Here is a 19,948-nt window from a genome sequence, read left to right as displayed (position 1 = left end):
CTAGGGTGCCTTCACAATGGGCATTTGCGCGGTCTCGTCCACCAGCTCTGCCCTGAGCAATCCGCCACCGCGGACCCACAGCTTGTAGGCCACGAACAGCAGCACCAGCCAGGTTCCGCCAACGTACAAGGCAACACGCGTGTCCTCGAAGACACCCAGGATCACGATCACCATGGCCATGAACGCCATGGTGAGAATGGACGCAACAGGCCACAGAGGCGAACCGAATTCCGACGCCGGCAGGCCCTTGCGCTTGATCTCCCGCTTCATGGCGACGTGCGAAGCGAGGATCATCACCCAAACCCACACGGTGGCGAAGGTAGCGATCGAGGCAATGAGCACGAATACGTCCTCCGGAATGACAGCGTTCAATACGACGCCCACCAGCAGGATCCCGCCCATCATCACCACGGTCATCCACGGAACACCATGCCGGGAGATCTTGCTGAAGCTCTTGGGCGCGTGTCCCTGCTGGGCCAGTCCGAACAGGATGCGGCCAGCACCGAAGATGTCGCTGTTGATCGCCGAGAGCGCGGCGGTAATGACCACGGCGTTGAGGATATGCGGGGCGGCCGGGATGCCCAAACCATCGAAGATCTGCACGAACGGACTGCCGCTGCTGCCGATTTCATTCCACGGGAAGATGCTCATCAGCACGCCCAAAGTCAGTACGTAGAACAACAAAACGCGGACGGGCACAGTATTAACTGCTTGCGGGATGACCTTCTTGGGGTTCGTGGCCTCGCCCGCCGTGATACCGATCGTCTCGATCCCGCCAAAGGCAAACATCACGACGGCGAACGCGGCCAGGAGCCCCTCGAAACCATTGGGGAACAAACCGCCGTGATTCACGAGGTTCCCGAGTCCCGGTGCCACGCCACCGCCGTCGCCCGTTTGGAAGCCGAACACGACGATCGCTGCACCGCCGACGATCATGGCGATAATCGCCACCACCTTGATCAGCGAGAACCAGAACTCGAGCTCGCCGAACACCTTCACGCTGAGCAGGTTCATGGCGCCCAGAAACAGGATGATCGCGAGCACCCAGATCCATCTGTCCACCTGTGGGAACCAAAAGCCCATATAGATACTGAAGGCTGTGACATCGGCGATGGCCACGATCGCCATCTCGAACACATAAGTCCAACCGGTCACAAAGCCCGCGAACGGTCCCAGATACTTGGACGCGTACTGGCCGAAGGAGCCCGACACGGGGTGTCGGACAGCCATTTCGCCCAGTGCTCGCATCACCATGAACACGGCCGCGCCGCCGATGATGTAGGCCAGCAGGACGGCGGGGCCGGCTTTCTGGATGGCGGAGGCGGAGCCGTAGAAAAGGCCGGTGCCGATCGCAGATCCGAGCGCCATGAAGCGAATGTGACGGACGTTGAGGCCTCGGCTGAGCGCCGTACCCGCGGCCTGGAGGACAGAGCTCTCCACAGCCAGCTTGGTTTGTTGCATAGTAAAACCTTCTCGTCTTTGGGAGGGGATCGCTATCCAGCAGATCACTTTTGGGCGCCTTGTGATGGGACTCACGGGGCTTTGGTGTCTTTGATCGCAGACAGTCCAGTGGCGTCGATTTTCACCGTGGTAAAAGTCATAGTCTCCGGTCGGATATGATGACCGCGGACAGCTCGTCACCGGTCAGGCATCCCTCGCATCCGCGTCGCCCCCATTGAACTCCGCGCTGCCATCGCATCCGTTACTTGGGGGACTCTTGAACTCTGCATTCCGCACTGCCCGGCGCCGTGTTACTGCTGCCCTTGTTGCCGTTGTAGCTGGGGCTTCTTTGCTCCTCGCTGTTCCCGCTCAGGCCTACGAAATTCCAGCTTTTGAAGTTCCGCACGCCGCTCAGGCTCCTGTCCCGTTCGTGGAGCGGGCGACTGATACTGCCGGCGTCGTTGAGCTGTGGAAGGCGGGTGGCCCTGCAACCCGTGCCGCCGCTGCTGCGGCTCTTGTGGGCGGGCCGGAGGCGCTGCAGACATTTCTCGACGGCGGACAGGACGTTACGCTGGCCGCGGACCGCAAGCAGCTGGTCACCGAGTTGACGACGCGGGGAAGCGAGAACGTCAGGGAGAGCGCGGTCCGGGTACTGGCCACGAATGACCCCGCTGTGATTGATAGCTTCCTGTCGAGCGGTTGGGCCAAGTCCTGGGAACTTGATTTGCGGATCGCTACGAGCTGGTTCCTCAACTACGAGGGTCCCGTCCGCATGGCTGCTTCCAAGAGCTTGGATCAAGGCGCTGAGGCTATCGAGGGATTCGTTCTCGAGGGCTGGCGTAAGACTGCTCAGGGCCAGGACCGGGAGGCTGTCACACACCTGACGAATTCGCCCATCGCCGGTGTCACTCTCGGAGCCCAAGCGGCTCTGGACACCTATGATCCGGAAGTCCTCGCTACTTTCCTTCGTTACGGCCAGTTTGTTGCTGCCGATCGCGATTCAGAGACGGCAACAGTGACCGGGCTGCTCCAACAAATCAAGTCAGACATCGCAGCCAATCCCAACGGCACCGTTGCGGTCGCTGATCGCGCGAAGGCCGCCGTAGAGCAGGCCAAAAACACAGCATCAGCTGCGAGGGAAGCAGACACGGCCCGATTGATGGCCGACTGGAAATTCCAGACCACACAGGCCGTTCCGCGTGCCATCATCGACGGTGCAAGCATGACCGCTAAGAAGCCGTTTCAAGAAGCTTTTGGAAAAGCAGCCAAAGAGCTTCCCGGGCTTCTCGCAACCCTGACGGCGCCCGGTGCCGACCTCGACGCGCTGATCAATGATGCCCGCCAGGCCACCTTGGATCTCGCATTGGTGGGTACGCCTGAGGTTCGGAAAGCCGCGGAGGCTGCGTTGTTAGGTGGCGACGCCGCTATCAAGACTTTCGTTGTCAATGGCCACGACGCTGCACTCTTGCTGGACGAGGCCGCACTGGTTGCCGACCGCCAGCGTGCTTTCCAATACCAAGCCACGGGTGGCAAGTACGTACAGAAGGCTGCCACCGAGGCCGTGAAGTCTGCCAGCCACGCAGACGTCCGTTACTTCCTGGAGTACGGATTTGCTGGTCCGCAGGACCTCGACAACCGCATCCTCGCTTACCAGAAACTGGACGCCGCAGATCGGGAACTGCGGGTAGCCGCCGATGTTGCCTTGGACGGCAGCCGGGCAGATGCGCACGCATTCGCTACGGTTGGTCAGTTTGCAGCCCTTGATCGGGACATGGCCACAAGGGCCCACGTTGCCTCGATCGACGCCATGATCGCCGAGCTTGCCGGCCTGGCAGATACAGCAGCTGTCGATGCCGGCAAGGCCTCCGACGCTGCCAAAGCCGCCGAAGCCGCACGTCAGGCCGAAGCCGCACGTCAGGCCGAAGCTGCCGCAGAAGCCGCCCGCCAGGCTGAAGCTGCACGCCAAACTGCCGCGGCCAATGCTGGTGGACAGGCCGGGCAGGCTGCAGCCGGCCAGGTTGACGTCTCCCAGCACTCGGGAACCGGAGTAGCCCCGATCGTGGTTCCTTGGCCGCGTGACTACGCTCCCGCCGTCGAGCTTGCCGAAACCGGTACGCCGGCCGAAGCCGTAGAAACCCCCGCAGCCACAGCGTCGGCCGCGCCCAGTATTTCAGTGCCGCCGGCCGCGTCAGCTGCCAAGGATGGCGCCTCGGTTGATTCACAGTCGCAAGAGGCCGCCAGTCCGCTGGCTGCCTCATCCAACGGGATGAGCGGCTGGACCATCGGGCTGATCGTGGCTCTGGTCCTGGCCGCGGCGGGAGCCATTACGTTCCTGCTCAGGCGTAAGGGTGTAGCCCCGACCAAGGGTTAGGGGTCGCAAGCGGGTCCGGTATCCGAGACAGGATCCGTGGTTTCGCATTGTCGAATGCCTCGTCGAGGGTGCACGCTTGAGTACGGGATACCGGACAGCTATGCCCGGTATCCCGTCAGCAGCCCAAGCAGCGAGGAACCATGACAACGACGCCCACCGCACCAGGCAAAGCCACGTCCAAAGTCCCGGCCGCCGAAAATACGCTGCGCATCTTGAAGCTGTTGGCTTCGCGCCGCGGTCCTATGGCGGCGTCGAACATTGCGACGGCGCTCGGCCTGCCGCGATCCAGCGTGTACCACTTGCTCGGCGTGATGGAGGCGAATGGCTTCGTCCTGCACCTGCACGAGGAGCAGCGCTACGGACTGGGCATCAGCGCGTTCGAGCTCAGCTCGGCCTACTCGCGGCAGGAACCCTTGTCCCGGCTGGGGCGTCCCATGCTCGCTTCCCTGGTGGACGTGATTGGTGAGAGCGCGCACTTGGCGGTGCTTCACGGCCGTGACGTGCTCTACATTGTGGAGGAACGAGCAAAGAACCGCCCGAGTCTGGTGACCGACGTCGGGGTCCGCCTTCCCAGCCACCTCACGGCGTCGGGCCGCGCGATCCTGGCAGCCCTGCCCAAATCGCAGGTTCGCGCGTTGTATCCAAACGCCGCCGCCTTCACGTCCCGGCACGAGGTGGAGTTCCCCATCATGAAGTACTCCGCGTTATCGTCCCATCTGGACCAGGTGCGGCAACGTGGCTACGCCACCGAGAACGGCGAAATCACGCCGGGATTCGGATCCATCGCCGCCGCTGTGACAGACCACGTGGGATGGCCGACGGCGGCAGTCGCCGTCACGTTCTTGGAGGACAAAGTGCCGGCTGAGCAATGGCCGGTGCTGGCAGCCCGCATCCGGAAAGCCGCTGACGAATTATCGGTGCGAATCCACGGGCGGCCCGGGCAGTAGCGCGCAAACTCCTGTCAGCCCCGTCTCGGCGCGTCGCGCTCGACGAGTTTACGGAAGGTTTCCAGCTCACCTCGGAAGCTGCCCCGGTAGGATCCCAGGGCGAAAAGCCTGCCAAAAATCCCGGCGATGAATCCCCGGGTGACGAACTCCTGGTGGATGCGCGTGCCCTCGCCCTCGGCAGTAAACCTGACGTCGGACTCGCCCTTCAGAATCGCATTGCCGAACCGTGTGCGGATGTGCCGGGGTCTCTCAACTTCAAGGATCTCGGTGGGGCTTGCCATGCGTCCAAACCACAGGGTGTAGCGGCTGCCGGGAACATCGATCGAACCAACGAGGTCGCTCACGCGGGTGACTCCGCCGATCCACTCGGGGTACCGGTCAAGGTCCGTCCAGGTCGCGAAAACGTGCTCGGGTGATGCTGCGACAAGGGTGGAAATGCGGAACGTTGCCATGGGTCCAGCATGCGCTCATTGTCGCGTAAATGCGAGGGGCTGAGCATGTCTGTAATCCCGGACAGCACCACTCCAAAAGCCGTTCCTGCCGCTCGCTAAAGGGGCTTTAGTAGAAGCAGAAGATCTTTCCACCACACAGTTCCCACAGACGAAGGAGTCACCATGGCACCCGCCGATTTCACTTCTGGTGCCCGTCCGGTTAAGGCCGCGCGGGGCACTGAGCTTACTGCCAAGTCGTGGCAGACCGAGGCGCCGTTGCGCATGTTGATGAATAACTTGGATCCGGAGGTCGCCGAGCGTCCTGATGATCTGGTGGTTTACGGCGGTACGGGCCGCGCAGCGCGTTCCTGGGCTGCGTTTGATGCGATTACCCGGACGTTGGAGACCATGGAGAAGGACGAAACCCTCCTGGTGCAGTCGGGTAAGCCGGTGGGTGTGTTCCGCACGAATGAGTGGGCTCCCCGGGTGTTGCTGGCGAACTCGAACCTGGTGGGGGATTGGGCGACGTGGCCTGAGTTCCGCCGGCTCGAGGCCGAGGGTTTGATGATGTACGGGCAGATGACGGCGGGGTCCTGGATCTATATCGGTACCCAGGGCATTCTGCAGGGCACGTATGAGACCTTTGCTGCGGTGGGGAACAAGCTGGCCGCTGAGGGACGCCACCCGGCACCCGCAGCGTTGGGTTCCACGGAGGGCCCGTTGGCCGGGACCTTGACGTTGACCGGTGGTTGTGGTGGCATGGGCGGCGCGCAGCCGTTGGCCGTGACGTTGAACGACGGTGCGTGCTTGATTGTTGATGTGGACGAGTCCCGCCTGCGTCGGCGTGTGGGGAAGCGGTACTTGGACGAGGTCGAAACCGATCTGGATGCCGCGATCGCGAAGGTTCAGGCCGCGAAGGATGAGCGTCGTGGCTGGTCCGTCGGGTACGTGGGTAACGCCGCTGAGGTGTTCCCCGAGTTGCTGGCCCGGCACCAGGCCGGGGAGGTCACCTTTGATGTGGTCACCGACCAGACCTCCGCGCACGATCCGTTGTCGTATTTGCCGGAGGGCATCACGGTGGCCGAGTGGCATACCGAGGCCGAAGCGGATCCGGAAGGGTTCACGAAGAAGGCCCAGGCGTCCATGGCCCGGCAGGTCCAGGCGATGGTGGAGTTCCAGGACGCCGGGGCCGAGGTTTTTGATTACGGTAACTCGATCCGGGATGAGGCCCGCAAGGGCGGGTATGACCGTGCGTTTGAGTTCCCCGGTTTCGTGCCGGCCTATATTCGTCCGTTGTTCTGCGAGGGCTTGGGTCCGTTCCGTTGGGTCGCGCTTTCCGGGGACCCGGAAGACATTGCTGTGACGGACAAGGCGATCAAGGAGTTGTTCCCGGAGAACACGCACCTGCACAAGTGGTTGGATGCTGCGGCCGAGCGGGTGGAGTTCGAAGGCCTGCCGGCACGTATTTGCTGGCTCGGGTACGGCGAACGCCATAAGGCCGGGCTGTTGTTTAACCAGCTCGTCGCCGAGGGCAAGGTCAAGGCTCCGATCGTGATCGGCCGTGACCACCTGGATTCGGGTTCGGTGGCATCCCCGTACCGGGAGACCGAGTCGATGAAGGACGGCTCGGACGCGGTTGCTGACTGGCCGCTGCTGAACGCGCTGACCGCTGCATCTTCGGGTGCTACCTGGGTGTCCATCCACCACGGCGGTGGTGTTGGTATTGGCCGGTCCATCCACACTGGCCAGGTTTCCGTCGCTGACGGCACCGACCTCGCCGCGGAAAAGCTCGAACGGCTGTTGACCAATGACCCCGGCATGGGCGTCATCCGCCACGCCGACGCCGGCTACGACCGCGCCCTCGAAGTCGCCAACGAACGAGGCGTCCGCATCCCCATGAACGAGAAGTAAGAACATGACCATCACATCGAACGAACAGCTCACCGTGACCCTCGGCTCCAGCGGCGTTACCCCGGAGGACGTCGTCGCCGTCGCCCGCCACGACGCCAGGGTGACCATTTCCCAGGAAGCCCTGGACAACGTCGCCAAGGTCCGCGCCCACATTGACGATCTCGCCACCAGCGATGTCCCTGCGTACGGGATTTCCACGGGCTTCGGCGCGCTGGCCAACCGCCACATCCCCAACGATCTCCGCACCCAGTTGCAGAAGTCCCTGATCCGTAGCCATGCCGCCGGCATGGGCCCGGCTGTTGAACGCGAAGTGGTCCGAGGCATCATGTTCCTCCGCGCCAAGACCTTGGCGTCCGGCCGCACGGGCGTCCGCCCCGTGGTCCTGCAGACCATGGTGGATGTCCTCAACGCCGGCATCACCCCGCTGGTCCGCGAGTTCGGTTCGCTGGGCTGCTCCGGCGACCTCGCGCCGCTGTCCCACTGCGCCTTGGTCCTCATGGGCGAAGGCGAAGCAACCGGCCCCGACGGCGAACTGTACGGAACCGCTGGAAAGCCGGCAGTTGCTGAGCTGCTCGCCCAGCACGGCATCGAGCCTGTCACGCTGGCGGAGAAGGAGGGCCTGGCCCTCGTCAACGGCACCGAGGGCATGCTCGGCATGCTGCTGATGGCCATCGCGGACATCCGCTTGTTGCTTGCGACGGCGGACGTCACCGCCGCGCTCAGCGTCGAGGCGCTGCTCGGCACCGACCAGGTGTTCCTGCCGGAGCTCCACGCAGCCCTGCGTCCGCACCCGGGGCAGGCCGCCAGCGCTGACAACATGCTCCGCGTTCTGTCCAACTCGCCGATCGTTGCGTCCCACCGGATCAACGACACCAAGGTTCAGGACGCCTACTCGCTGCGTTGCGCCCCGCAGGTCGCCGGCGCCGTCCGCGACACCGTGGACCACGCCGCGCTGGTTGCATCCCGTGAACTCGCCGCAGCGATCGACAACCCGGTGGTCCTCCCGGACGGCCGCGTCACGTCCAACGGCAACTTCCATGGCGCTCCCGTAGCCTATGTGCTGGACTTCCTGGCCATCGCCGTCGCGGACCTCAGCTCCATTGCCGAGCGCCGCACGGACCGCATGCTGGATCCCGCCCGTTCGCACGGACTCCCGGCCTTCCTCGCTGGAGACCCGGGTGTGGACTCAGGCCTGATGATCGCCCAGTACACGCAGGCCGGCCTGGTTTCGGACAACAAGCGCCTCGCCGTTCCGGCGTCTGTGGACTCCATCCCGAGCTCCGCGATGCAGGAAGATCACGTGTCCATGGGCTGGCACGCTGCCCGGAAGCTGCGCAAGGCCGTGGAGAACCTTCGCCGGGTGCTCGCCGTCGAGCTTGTCACCAGTGCCCGCGCCATTGACATGCGTACGCAGATGTCCGACGGCGAACTCACCCCGGGTCCTGCCGGTACGGCAGTTCTTGAGGTGCTTCGCGAAGTTGTTCAGGGCCCGGGCGCGGACAGGTTCCTGTCGCCGGAACTGGAAGCGGCTGACCGTCTGGTCGGCTCCGGTGCGGTCCGCGCGGCAGCCGAATCCGCCGTCGGGATTTTGGCCTGACGTCGAATAAAACGCTCATTTGATGGGCATATTTGTCACGCCCCGGTCTTTGTTCGCAACGCAAGCACCGGGGCGTGGCAAATGTAGTAGAACTTATGGTGTACGTCACGTCCACGCCAACGATGTCGTGGGCTTGACGGTCAACCGTTCAAATAACTCAATACACAACAGAGAACATCCACAAAGGGGTAGAAGTTCAATGAAGGCACGCGGAGCAGTCCTGTCCAGGCGAAGCGCTCACACGGCTACGGTTACCGACTGGAAGACGCTGAAAGTTGGCGAGCGGGTGGAAGTGGTCAAATACGCCCACGTGATTGCCGCCGGTCGGATCGAGGAGATTTCCAGCAGCGGAAATGTGGTGTGGCTTGAGCATGCAGGCCCCGGGGTTACCGAAGAGGGCAAGGAACTGTTCATGAAGTCCGACGGCGTCACTCTCCGCCGGGCCTAGCTTAAACAGAAACCGGGGCTCGGTCCCTTCCGCGGGTAGTAGATGCGGAAAGGAACGGGCCCCGGTTTTTTGTTCGCTGCCGAAAGTGCCGTCAGGGGTGGCAGTTAGGCAGCGAGGACTTCGTGGGTCTGACCGAAGGGAACGGATTCGTCCAGCGCCACGGTGTAGGTGCCGGGCTCGTGCCGGGTCACCAGTATGCCGCAGTTAGCGTCTGCTGCTGCGTTTGCAATCAGGGCATCCACGGCGCGGTCGAGTCCGTCGTGGATCTCGTCTGCCTTGGAAAAGGACAGGCGAATCTCGCGTTCTGCAATCATTGCAGGGGTCATTGGGGGCCTCCTATTACGTGCCGCATGCGAGGGCGACCCATCAATCATAGTCGGTGGGAGCTTAGTATTTGTAAGATGACTGGCAGGTAAGTGACCTGGGTCTCATCGGCGGACCATGGCGCGGAGCAGTTTGACGGCAACTGAAAGGGCCGCGATATCCACCGGACCAGGCTTAATGGCCTCCTGAATGGTCTCCTGAACCCGTGCCAGCTGCTCGATGTTGCCCCGTTCCCAGTCCGTGATTCGTTCCACTGGATCAGTCGCGGCAGAGGACCGTGAAGTGTGCTTGACCACGGCCTTGGTCATGTCCGCGAGGACCAGATACATGTCATCCCTCAGGGCGGCCCTCGCCAAGGACTCCCAGTGAGTGTCCCGGGGGAGCATGGTGATGTGTTCCAACAGAGGTATGGCGGAGATACGCTCAAAAACGGCGAAATAGACCTCCGCCACGGCCTCTGCCGGTTCCTGCAATTCCTCCGCAATGGCCGAGATATCCAGGAGTCCGTAACTCACCAGAAGTTCTGACGCGCGAATCCCAAGATGATGGGGGAGTCCCACAGCGTCGGTGTGTGCCAGCCGTTTCTGCGAGTGTGCCAGATTGATGCCGTGCAGGAAACGCGTGAAGTTGGCCCGCATCAAGGACATGGGGTTTTCCAGCCGCGTCAGCGCGTCGGAGACGGGCTTGTCCCGGAAATCGTGGGTGACATACCAGCGGACGGAGCGGTCGAGCAGGCGTCGCATGTCCAAGGCAACAGCGGCTCCATGCTCGCTGGGGGTGCTGGCAGGAAGTTCGGCGATTGCCTCGGCCACTGAGTCGAAGCCCCAGATCTGCCGCATCACCACGAATCCGCGGGCAACCGCTGCCGCCGAGACCGTGGTCTCTTCCATGGCCCTGAAAGCGAAGGCGATGCCACCCATATTGATCATGTCGTTAGCCACCACGGTTGCCACGATTTCCCTGCGCAGCGGATGGGTGGAGAGGAGTTCGCCGAAACGTTCGGATACCTGCCGCGGAAAGTACTCGTGGAGCGTCTTGGAGAACCAGGGATCGTCGGAGAGTCCTCCATCGGTCAACTCACGGGCCAGCTCAATCTTCGCGTAGGCGGCCAAGACGGCGAGCTCCGGTGTGGTGAGTCCCTTTCCGGTGAGGACGCGCGCCCTCAGCTCCTTGTTGCTGGGAAGGAATTCGAGACCCCGGTCCAGATCAGTGACGGATTCCAGCCAGTCCATGGTCCGCTCGAAGCTGGGGCTCCACTCCAGCGCCAATTGCTTGTCGTTGAGCAGCAGGACATTTTGTTGGTGGTTGGTTTGCAGGACAAGCCGTGCCACCTCACCTTGCAGCGAGTGCAGGAAGGGGGCGCGTTCCTTCTCGGACATCCTCCCGGCGGCGATCATCCGGTCGAGGAAGATCTTGATGTTCACTTCATGGTCGGAACAATCCACTCCCGCCGAATTGTCGATCGCGTCAGTGTTCACCAGGATGCCCGCCAGTGCAGCCTCGATCCTGCCGCGCTGTGTGACGCCAAGGTTGCCGCCCTCAGCCACGATGTGGGTGCGGAGCTGGTTGGCGTCCACCCGGATGGCGTCATTGGACTTATCCCCGACGTCGGCATGGGACTCTGTTGATGCCTTGATGTAAGTGCCGATTCCGCCGTTATAGAGGAGATCGACCGGGGCCATGAGGATCGCCCGGAGAAGCTCGGGCGGGCTCATCACCAACTGGCCACCGGGATCGGCGCCTTCTTCCATGCCCAAGGCGAGCCGGACCTCTTCCGTGATCAAGATGGATTTATCCGTGCGCGCGAACACGCCGCCGCCGGGGCTTAGCTTGGTGCGATCGTAGTCAGCCCAGCTGGAGCGGGGGAGTTTGAAGAGGCGTTCCCGCTCGGCGAAAGACTCTCCCGGGTCCGGGGTCGGGTCCAGGAAGATGTGGCGGTGATCGAAGGCGGCCACCAGCTTGATGTGCTGGGACAGGAGCATGCCGTTCCCGAATACGTCGCCGCTCATATCGCCGATCCCCACCACCGTGAAGTCCTCGGCACGGGAGTCGATCATGAGTTCGCTGAAGTGATGCCTTACGGATTCCCACGCGCCGCGGGCCGTGATGCCCATCTGCTTGTGGTCGTAGCCCACGGAGCCGCCGGAGGCGAAGGCATCACCCAGCCAGAAGCCGTATTCCGCCGATAACGCATTGGCTATGTCCGAGAATGCTGCAGTTCCCTTATCCGCCGCGACCACCAGGTAGTAATCGTCCCTGTCGTGCCGCACCACGCGAGGGGGCGCGACCACATGACCGTTGGTGCCGCCGTCGGAATCCGGTACCAGGTTGTCCGTGACATCCAGCAGGCCCCGGATGAATGTCTTGTAGCTTTCTTGTCCCTCCGCCAACCACGCCGCACGATCCTCTGCCGGGTCCGGAAGCCGCTTCGGGAAGAAACCGCCCTTGGCTCCCGTAGGCACAATCACCGCATTCTTGACAGTCTGGGCCTTCACGAGCCCCAGGATCTCCGTGCGGAAGTCCTCCCGCCGATCGGACCAGCGCAGCCCGCCGCGGGCAAGTGGCCCAAAACGGAGGTGAACGCCCTCAACCCTGGGCGAGTAGACCCAGATCTCGAACTTGGGCCGGGGGAGCGGGGCGGCCGGGATGAGGGATGGATTGAGTTTGAAGCTGAGGTACGGCTTGTCCACGTAGAAATTGCTGCGCAACGTAGCTTCCACAAGGCTCGCGAGGGAGCGCAGCAGACGGTCGGCATCGAGGACGGGGACGGCGTCGATCGCTTCGGCCAGCCTTTCCCGCGCCGCATGGATCGCCTGTGTTCTGTGGCTCAGCGCGCTGCTGTCCGCCTCGAAGACGTCCCCTTCTGCTGTGCCAGGGGTGGAGAGTTCGGGGTCAAAGAGGTCTGGAGTGAAGTTGTCTGGATCGAACTTCGCCTCGAACAGCTCCAAAAGCGCATGTGTCGCAGTGGGGTTCCCGCCCAACGTGTCCGCGATGAATCCGTAGGAGTTGGTGCTTCCAAGTTGACGCAGATACTTGGCGTACGCCCGCAGGATGGCCACCCGACGCCAGTCGATGCGCTCCCTGATGACCAAGGCATCGAAGGCGTCCGACTCCGCATCACCGCGCATCGCCGCGCAAAACGAACCCGCCAACAGCTCACCGGTGGCAAGGGGGTCCACACCGCGCGGGTACTTGAGTCCGAGGTCGTAGAGGAAGAACTGCCTGCCATCCGCGCGCTGCACGTCGAACGGACGCTGGTCCAGGACCTTCAAGCCGAGATTATGAAAGAACGGGAGGATCTGGGTGAGGCTCTGGGGCCGGGTCAGGTAGACCCGGATACGGGCATCCTCGGTGAGGACGGCCGTGCCAGGCCGGGTGTAGACACTCAATAGCGGGTCGGTTTCCACGCTGTGGGTCGGTGGGAAGCTCTCAAACTTCGAGATGTCCTCAACAGCGTCCTCAACTTCGTAATCCGCCTTGTAGCTGGCCGGGAATGCGGCGGCCCATTGATGTGACAGCCTGGCCGCTTCCTCCGAGGGATACCGCGCCTGCAGCGCCTCGGCCAGCCCTTGCGCCCAGGACCTCGTGGCAGCGATGATCCGCGGCTCCAGGACTGAGGCATCCACGACGCCGGGAATCCCGTCACGTAGCGACGTCGCGTTGGGCAGCAGCACACGGAAAAACACGCGAGCCATGGCCGATTCGCCCAAGCGAAGTTCGAACTCGATGGAATCCGAACCAAAGGCTTCCCGGAGTTCCCGCTCGATATTGAGCCTGACGGCCGTGCTGTAGCGGCGCCTGGGCAGGAACACGAGCGCGGTCATGAACCGGCCGTACGAGTCCGGGCGGAGGAACAATCGTGTGCTGTGGCGGTCCTGGAGGCGCAAGATCTCACGGGCGTGGGTGACAAGCTGTTCGGCGTCGATGTGGAACAGTTCGTCGCGGGGATAGGCCTCGATGACAGCCAGCAGTTCCTTGCCATGATGGGAACTTGCGGGGTAGCCGAATGCCCTCAACACTTCCTTCACGGTGTCGCGGATGACCGGAATCTGCTGCGCGGAGCGGGTTGTGGAGCTGGGGGAGAAGAGCCCTACGAAGGTGTGCGCGATGGCGCCTGTGTCGCCTTCGGTCACCAGGGTGATTTCGTCGAGGTAGGCCCGGCGAAGGACGGTGGAACGCTGGGTGGACTTGGTCAGCGTGAGAGTGGGAGTGGGAGTGGCTGTTGCTGCTGCGCTTGCGTGAGGACGTGGCGTTGGCTCGGTGTCCCGGAGAAGCCCCAACCCGGAGGTCCCCCGACACCCCAGGAACACAAAGTTCCCATCCTCCAGCCAACGGAGTAGTTCCTGGGCTTCGCGGGCCGTCCGATCTGTCTTTGCCGCCTCATCCAGTGCCCGGATCTCCCGGGCCAGCTCTTCCCGGATGGCTGCCTCATCCTCCGCCGCGGCACGGACATCGTCCAAGACCTTCTGCAGCCGGCCCACCAGCATCTCCGCGCTCGCCTCATCCGGCAGCCGGGGGATTTCGATGGCCGTCCACGCTTCGGTGAGGAGTCCGCCGTCGTGGTTCTGTTGGGTGGCCCGCTCGCCGGGGGAGCCGGCAGCGGAAGGTTCGACGCCGGCGGGGAGCCCCGTGCGCTGCGGTCCCCTGTGGATTCCGGTCAGGCGGTGGGTGGCTGGATCGCGCGTGACGCTGAAGGTGGGGTGGACCAGGAGCCGGAGGGCGGCGGTGTCACGGGCGATCTCGGCAGTCACGGAGGGAAGCAGGTAGGGCATGTCGTCCGAAACGATGGCCAGCAGGCTGGCATCCGGTTCGTGCAGGATCCCGATGACGGCTTGCCCGGGCTCGCGGCGCTCGGCCAGGGACCGGTGGTATCGGGCGCGTTCCAGCAGCGTTTCAGGCGTGTAGTTTCGGACGTCGTCCTCAGCCACATGCTCGTAGTAGTCGGTCAGGAATCCGTCCGTCGGTCCCATACTGGGTGACATGTCGCTGCGCCTCCGCTGCGCAAAGGAGCGGCCGTGCGTTGCGGCCCGGCGAAGTCCCTGCGCCTCATTTCATGATCGCTGGGGACGGGCCGGGGGTAAACCCCTAAAGCGGGGAGTCGGCCCCAAGACGTGGTGGCGGGATTCGAACCCGCGTGCGCTGCTTTGCAGGCAGCTCCCTGGCCTCTCGGGTACACCACGTGCAAACGACACTAGGTGCCGGACCGCGGCCGGATCAAAGTTCATTTCCCCGGCTTTCGCAGGGCTACGCTCGGTGTCCCAGGGCTACGGGTTGGCGTCGCCGCGCTAAGGGAAAGTTGCCCTGCGTTGCCTCCCGTGACGGCGCTCCGTGAGCATGCGGATCCTTGGCTTGCTCGTTGATCGCAAGGTTCAAGGGCGGGAGTCTCGGACAAGCGCGGGATCCGTGCCTGCCCGCCGCCGCGAACGTAGCCCGGCCACTTTGAAAACCCCGGACGCCACCAAGAGTGTCAATATGGCCGCCGCCATGTGCGTGTAGAGCATGAGGTGGACCGAGCCGCCACTTGGGGCCGCACCGTTAGCCGGCGCACCGTTAGCCGGCGCACCCGCGGCAGGAGACGTAGCCTGACCCCCGTGCAAGTGATCCAGGATTCCGCTGCCGGGGAAGTATCCGCCAAAGGCGTCAAAGCCCAGATGCAGCAACTGCTGGGCCACGCCGGACAGGAGCAGCAGTAACAACGGCCCATGCACCCAGCGGGCAAGCAGTTGGGCGGCCAGGCAGCCGAGCGCGGCGAGGCCCAGGAGCACGGGTATGGCTGGTGCGCTGCCTCCGGCGACCATATGCGCAGCCAAGCCCAGGGCCACAGCTGCCAGCCCTGCAACCCAAGCCAACTTCTCCTGCACAAGTGGTGTGCGCATCGCAGTCCCTTCCTCCACACAGGCTATGTGGAGGAAGCCGGGCGGAAAAGGGGCCCGGGAGCTAAGCGAGGAGCGTGTTCACCAACCGTGCCGCAACCTTCGCGGTCCGGGAGTCGATGTCGAACTCCGGATTCAGCTCGGCCACGTCCAGGTGCAGCAACTTTCCGCTGGCAGCCACTTGCCGGCAGATCGCGCTGATCACCGGCAACGGCAAACCGTAAGCGGCCGGCGCGCTCACCCCGGGGGCCACCGACGCCGGCATCACATCCAGGTCGATGGTCAGGTACAGCACGTCCACTCCCGCCAGGAAATCAGCAACGAAGACCTCCGCAGCTTCCGGCGTGCACAGCTCATCAAGCAGGTACTTCACGCCCAGGTCCCGGGCGGTGTTGAAGAGCGTCCGCGTGTTGTTGGGCTCCGAAATTCCGACGACGGCGTACTGCAGTTCGCGTCCCGCGGCAGCTTCCGCGTGGGCCATCTGCAGGAACGGCGTGCCCGAGCTCGGCGTCGGCTCGTCCCGCAAGTCAAAGTGCGCGTCCAGGTTCAGCACACCCAAACGCTTGCCCCGGACCGCTTCAGAACCGGCCACGCCCAGATAGCTGGCGAACGCGGTCTCGTGGCCGCCGCCAAGCACAACGGTGAGGTTGCCGGCGTCGAGCAGTCCCGAAATGGCGAGTCCGGCGCGCTCTTGGCCCGCCTCCAGTGAGTCGTCCTCCACAACCACATCGCCGGCGTCGAACACGTCACGGTCAAGGTGGAAAGCCAGCGGACCCAGCGCCGAACGGATCGCGGCCGGAGCCGCGGCGGCACCCACGCGTCCTTTGTTGCGGAGGACGCCGGCGTCGCTGCAGAAACCCAGCACGACGGCGGGACGCGAGGCTGCTGCGGCGGCGGACACGGTGTGGGGTGCTACGGCTTGCCACCATCTCCGGTGCTCATTGCCCTCGCCGTCAAAACGACCCGTCCACGGAGTGGGGGAGACATCTACGGTGAGGGGCATGGTTTCCATGGTTCAAGCACACCGGACCCGGGCCCCGAAAACCAGCCGTTCCGCCGCGGGAGTGTCTGAAACCCCGGACTCACCCGAGCCCGGAAGCCCGGCGAGGGCTTACTTGACCCCGAGCAACTCTTCCACGGTTCCAATGCCGAAGAACAGCAGGAACGCCGCAGCCACAGCCCACATCAGCGGGTGAACTTCACGGGCACGGCCCTGGAACGTGCGGATCAGGACGTATGAGATAAAGCCTGCGCCGAGGCCGTTCGCGATGGAGTACGTGAACGGCATGAGGGCGATGGTCAGGAACGCGGGAATTCCGACGCCCCAGTCCTGCCAGTCGATCTTGCCCACCTGGGAGACCATCATGAAGCCCACAACTACCAGTGCGGGAGCCACGGCCTCGAACGGGACCAGGTTGATGAGCGGCGTGAAGAACATGGCCACAAGGAAGAGGGCGCCGGTGACGATCGAGGCGAGTCCCGTCCGTGCGCCTTCGCCGATGCCTGCGCCTGACTCGACGAAGATCTGGTTGGAGGAAACCGAGGCTCCGCCGCCCACGATGGCCCCGAGGGCGTCTACCTGAAGGACTCGGTCCACGTTGGGAATGTTGCCGTCTTCGTCCACGGTTCCGGCCTCGTTGGCCAGGCCCACCATGGTGCCCATGGCGTCGAAGAAGATGCTCAGGAGGATCACGAACGCCAGCAATGCTGCAGCGATGAAACCGAGGTGTTCAAACGCGCCCAACGGGTTGGCCTTGCCGATCAGGGATAGATCCGGGGCACCCCATTCGGTGAGCGTGGGAGCAACCAAGGACCAGCCGCGGGGGTTGACGTTGGTGCCGTCAAAGCTCGGGCCGATGTGGAGGGTGAATTCGAGGATGGCGGCCAGCGCAGTGGAGACGACGATGCCAATCAGGATAGCGCCGCGGACCTTGCGGACCACCAGCGCGATGGTCAGGATCAGGCCAACTGCGAACACGAGCGTCGGCCAGCCCATGAGCTTGCCGTCCACGCCCAGGCCCAGCGGGACGGTGGTTCCTGCGGCATCGGGGATGCGGCGGACAAAGCCTGCGTTGACCAGGCCGATGAGTGCAATGAAGAGGCCAATGCCCACAACAATTGCCGTCTTCAGGGCTTCCGGCACGGCCTTGAACACGGCAGTCCGGAAACCGGTGAGCACCAGGATGAGCATGGTGATGCCGGACAGCACCACGAGCCCCATCATGTCCGGCCAGGTCAGTCCGGGGTGGGACGCCACCGTGACCGCGACGAAGGCATTGACGCCCAAGCCCGTGGCCACGGCAAACGGGTGCTTGGCCCACGCGCCCATGAGGATCGTCAGGATGCCCGCCACGAAAGCAGTGGTGGCTGCCACGGCTGTGAAGCCCAGGGACGCGCCGCTGGAGTCAGGTCCGGAGAGGATCAGTGGATTCAGCACCACGATGTAGCTCATGGCGAAGAAGGTCGCGAACCCGCCCCGAATTTCCCGAGAATACGTGGATCCGCGTTCGGAGATCTTGAAGTAGCGGTCTACTGCAGAACCTTGTTTCAGCATGAAGGTCTCCGGGGATCGAGGGGAGTTTGCTCTCAAATCCTATGTTGTCCGGTGCGGGCCCTCCGAACGATTCGCCTACTCTGTAAGGAAGCCAACACTAGGAGAAACCGCCCCATGCGTACCATCCGCCCGCTTCTGGCCGCCGTCGTCGCTGCTCTTGCTTTTGCGTCCGCCTTGCTGTTTTCCGCGGCTCCGGCGTCCGCGCACGACGTCGCGGAATCAACCGCGCCAGCCAACGGTGCCAGCGTGGCGGAAGTCCCGGCGTCGGTCTCCATCACGTTCAACAACCGCCCTCTCGCGATTGGTTCCGGAGTCACTGTGACGGCCGGCGGCGAGAACTGGGCGGACGGCCCGGTGGAAATCATTGACAACCAGGCCGTTCAGAAGCTCCGCGAAGGCGCCCCCGCAGGGGAGTACACGGTGGTTTGGCGTGTGGTCAGCTCCGATTCGCACCCCATCGAGGGCACCTTTACGTTCACGGCCGCCGCAGGAAGCACGACGACGGCGAGCGGCCCGGCTGGGGCCTCACCGTCGGTCTCGGCTCCCTCAGCCGCAGTACCCACGGCGGGCACCGCAGCACCGGGGACGGGCGCCAGCGAGCCGGCCGCTGATGCCTCCCAGCCCTTCCCGTGGAGCATCGTCGGGTTGGCTGTTGTTGCTGTTGGTCTCGTTATTTATCTTGCTGTTACCGCACGGAAGAAGCTGGCAGCTTCAAACGACCCCGAGGGCGATACTCCCGCGGAATAGCGCGGTTTTCTACGTAGCTGCGAATATCTCGAAACGATTACCGCGACACGCCAGAGACCCATTTCCCGTTACTTAAATGTGACTTCGACGGAATCATCGCGTACGGTAGTACCTGTGCCTGTTCCACGTAGCGGGCACTTCCGGCCTGATTGCCTAGCTCTGCCGCAGTCCGGAATCCGTTCGCAGACAAACCTACGGCAGAGACGGGGAACCCAATTTAGGCCGCTTTCGAGCGTGCCTTGGGGTGAAGTCACGAAGCTTCCGCTGAACAGCGGGGGATAGTGGCCGGGTGACTCCCATCCGAATCCGACAGCTAACCTCGCAGGCATCGGGAGAGGCTCTTTCATGTCTTCACGCATTCTTCGCGGCCGTCGTAAGGCGGACAGCGTACGTCCTAATCCGTTCATCTCCATCTCGAAGGCAGTGGCCAGCAACGCTTCCGGCGCTGGCCGTCAGGCAGCTGTTATCGCAGCAGCCTCGGGCCTCGTTTTGACCGGTTCCATTGCTGCTCACGCAGCTGAGGCCCCGGTTCAGCGCGACTCCAGCCCCGCAACGGTCGCTGAGACCGTTTCCGAGGCACCCACCAAGGTTGTTACCGCTCTGGCAACGGCTACCGTCAACTTCGAGCGTCCCGCTGTTGCTTCCGTAGCAGCTCCGGTCATCGAAAAGCCGGCTCCCGTTGTTGAGGCTCCCGTAGTCCAGAAGGCAGCTGTCACCACCGCTGCTGCAACGGCTCCCGTCGCCGCCCAGGCTGCGGTTGCTGCTCCCGTGGCTGCCGCACCGGTTGCCGCTGCTCCCGTAGCTGCTGCCCCCGCCGTTGGCGGCGTCAATGCAGCCATGGTTGCCTCGGCTTACGCACAGATCGGCATCTTCCAGGACTGCACCGCCATGGTCGAGAAGGCCCTTGGTTCCGCAGGCATCCCGGTAGGCGACCTCGGTCCCATGCAGTTCATGAACTACGGCAAGGTCGTCAGCGATCCTCAGCCCGGTGACATGATCGTCCAGTCCGGCCACGTTGCCATCTACATCGGCAACGGCCAGGCAATCAGCGGTGGCATCAACGGCAACCAGACGGGCATCCACCCGATCAGCTGGTTGACCGCAACGGGTCCCCTGACCTACGTACGCGCTGGCGCATAAAGCCTCACGCTTCAGTTCAAAAACCGGCGCCTCCCAAGATTAACGTCTTGGGAGGCGCCGGCTTTTGGCGTTAAGTTCTGTTCATAAAAGTCCAGCGCGGGAAGTACGACGGCGGTTCTGCTGGCCTGCGTTGGTGAGGTGGCTTGTGTTGGTGAGGTGGCCTGT

General features: G+C 63.6%; 14 protein-coding genes, 1 tRNA gene and 1 riboswitch. Of the genes, 7 read left to right on the top strand and 8 right to left on the bottom strand.

Annotation, left to right across the window (positions count from 1 at the left end; genetic code table 11):
* Nucleotides 1-1,461 (bottom strand): amino acid permease, encoded by a 1,461-nt coding sequence (locus J3A64_RS16360; RefSeq protein ID WP_043805708.1) that lies wholly within the window; start codon nucleotides 1,459-1,461, stop codon nucleotides 1-3.
* A 256-nt stretch (nucleotides 1,462-1,717) separates the two neighbouring features.
* Between J3A64_RS16360 and J3A64_RS16355 the strand changes: the two genes are divergently transcribed.
* Both J3A64_RS16355 and J3A64_RS16350 read left to right on the top strand, forming a co-directional pair.
* Nucleotides 1,718-3,811: an ALF repeat-containing protein gene (locus J3A64_RS16355; protein WP_210064926.1), complete on the top strand. Its 2,094-nt coding sequence runs from the start codon at nucleotides 1,718-1,720 to the stop codon at nucleotides 3,809-3,811.
* Between the two features lie 140 nt (nucleotides 3,812-3,951).
* Complete coding sequence (locus J3A64_RS16350; RefSeq protein ID WP_011773157.1) at nucleotides 3,952-4,758, top strand: IclR family transcriptional regulator; 807 nt, start codon at nucleotides 3,952-3,954, stop codon at nucleotides 4,756-4,758.
* Nucleotides 4,759-4,772: 14 nt separating this feature from the next.
* Here J3A64_RS16350 and J3A64_RS16345 read toward each other — a convergent pair whose 3' ends face one another.
* Entirely contained in the window at nucleotides 4,773-5,210 is a 438-nt protein-coding gene (locus J3A64_RS16345) for an SRPBCC domain-containing protein (RefSeq protein ID WP_011773158.1), read from the bottom strand.
* A 162-nt stretch (nucleotides 5,211-5,372) separates the two neighbouring features.
* On the opposite strand from J3A64_RS16345, the gene J3A64_RS16340 reads away from it, so the two are divergent.
* From J3A64_RS16340 to J3A64_RS16330, 3 genes are all read left to right on the top strand, one after another.
* Nucleotides 5,373-7,100 (top strand): urocanate hydratase, encoded by a 1,728-nt coding sequence (locus J3A64_RS16340; protein WP_210064924.1) that lies wholly within the window; start codon nucleotides 5,373-5,375, stop codon nucleotides 7,098-7,100.
* A 4-nt stretch (nucleotides 7,101-7,104) separates the two neighbouring features.
* Nucleotides 7,105-8,697 carry a histidine ammonia-lyase gene (gene hutH, locus J3A64_RS16335; protein ID WP_011773160.1) on the top strand — a complete coding sequence of 531 codons (1,593 nt, stop codon included), beginning with the start codon at nucleotides 7,105-7,107 and terminating at the stop codon, nucleotides 8,695-8,697.
* A 199-nt stretch (nucleotides 8,698-8,896) separates the two neighbouring features.
* Nucleotides 8,897-9,145, top strand: coding sequence for a hypothetical protein (locus J3A64_RS16330; RefSeq protein ID WP_043469675.1), 249 nt, complete (start codon nucleotides 8,897-8,899; stop codon nucleotides 9,143-9,145).
* A gap of 104 nt (nucleotides 9,146-9,249) precedes the next feature.
* Here J3A64_RS16330 and J3A64_RS16325 read toward each other — a convergent pair whose 3' ends face one another.
* The 6 genes from J3A64_RS16325 to J3A64_RS16300 all read right to left on the bottom strand — a co-directional run bounded on the left by J3A64_RS16325 (nucleotide 9,250) and on the right by J3A64_RS16300 (nucleotide 17,896).
* The gene (locus J3A64_RS16325; RefSeq protein WP_043469678.1) at nucleotides 9,250-9,471 is read right to left on the bottom strand and encodes a hypothetical protein; all 222 of its coding nucleotides are present in this window, start codon (nucleotides 9,469-9,471) and stop codon (nucleotides 9,250-9,252) included.
* Between the two features lie 102 nt (nucleotides 9,472-9,573).
* On the bottom strand, nucleotides 9,574-14,439 hold the full coding sequence (locus J3A64_RS16320; protein ID WP_210066203.1) for an NAD-glutamate dehydrogenase: 4,866 nt from the start codon (nucleotides 14,437-14,439) through the stop codon (nucleotides 9,574-9,576).
* A gap of 139 nt (nucleotides 14,440-14,578) precedes the next feature.
* A tRNA-Cys gene (locus tag J3A64_RS16315) sits at nucleotides 14,579-14,649 on the bottom strand.
* Between the two features lie 189 nt (nucleotides 14,650-14,838).
* Nucleotides 14,839-15,345, bottom strand: a complete 507-nt coding sequence (locus J3A64_RS16310; RefSeq protein ID WP_210064922.1) for a hypothetical protein — start codon at nucleotides 15,343-15,345, stop codon at nucleotides 14,839-14,841.
* 61 nt (nucleotides 15,346-15,406) lie between these two features.
* Nucleotides 15,407-16,354 carry a formimidoylglutamase gene (hutG, locus tag J3A64_RS16305; protein ID WP_210064920.1) on the bottom strand — a complete coding sequence of 316 codons (948 nt, stop codon included), beginning with the start codon at nucleotides 16,352-16,354 and terminating at the stop codon, nucleotides 15,407-15,409.
* A gap of 99 nt (nucleotides 16,355-16,453) precedes the next feature.
* Nucleotides 16,454-17,896, bottom strand: a complete 1,443-nt coding sequence (locus J3A64_RS16300) for an NCS2 family permease (protein ID WP_011773165.1) — start codon at nucleotides 17,894-17,896, stop codon at nucleotides 16,454-16,456.
* 114 nt (nucleotides 17,897-18,010) lie between these two features.
* Here J3A64_RS16300 and J3A64_RS16295 point away from each other — a divergent pair, with 114 nt between their 5' ends.
* Complete coding sequence (locus J3A64_RS16295; protein WP_210064919.1) at nucleotides 18,011-18,643, top strand: copper resistance CopC family protein; 633 nt, start codon at nucleotides 18,011-18,013, stop codon at nucleotides 18,641-18,643.
* A gap of 150 nt (nucleotides 18,644-18,793) precedes the next feature.
* A riboswitch (cyclic di-AMP (ydaO/yuaA leader) is annotated at nucleotides 18,794-18,985 on the top strand.
* A 3-nt stretch (nucleotides 18,986-18,988) separates the two neighbouring features.
* Entirely contained in the window at nucleotides 18,989-19,783 is a 795-nt protein-coding gene (locus tag J3A64_RS16290; RefSeq protein WP_011773167.1) for an NlpC/P60 family protein, read from the top strand.
* Nucleotides 19,784-19,948 lie beyond the last annotated feature (165 nt).

It is taken from the genome of Pseudarthrobacter sp. PvP004, from assembly GCF_017876035.1.
GTDB lineage: Bacteria > Actinomycetota > Actinomycetes > Actinomycetales > Micrococcaceae > Arthrobacter > Arthrobacter aurescens_A.
Note: the sequence above shows the minus strand (reverse complement) of the source record. Positions and strands in the feature narration are given on the sequence as shown.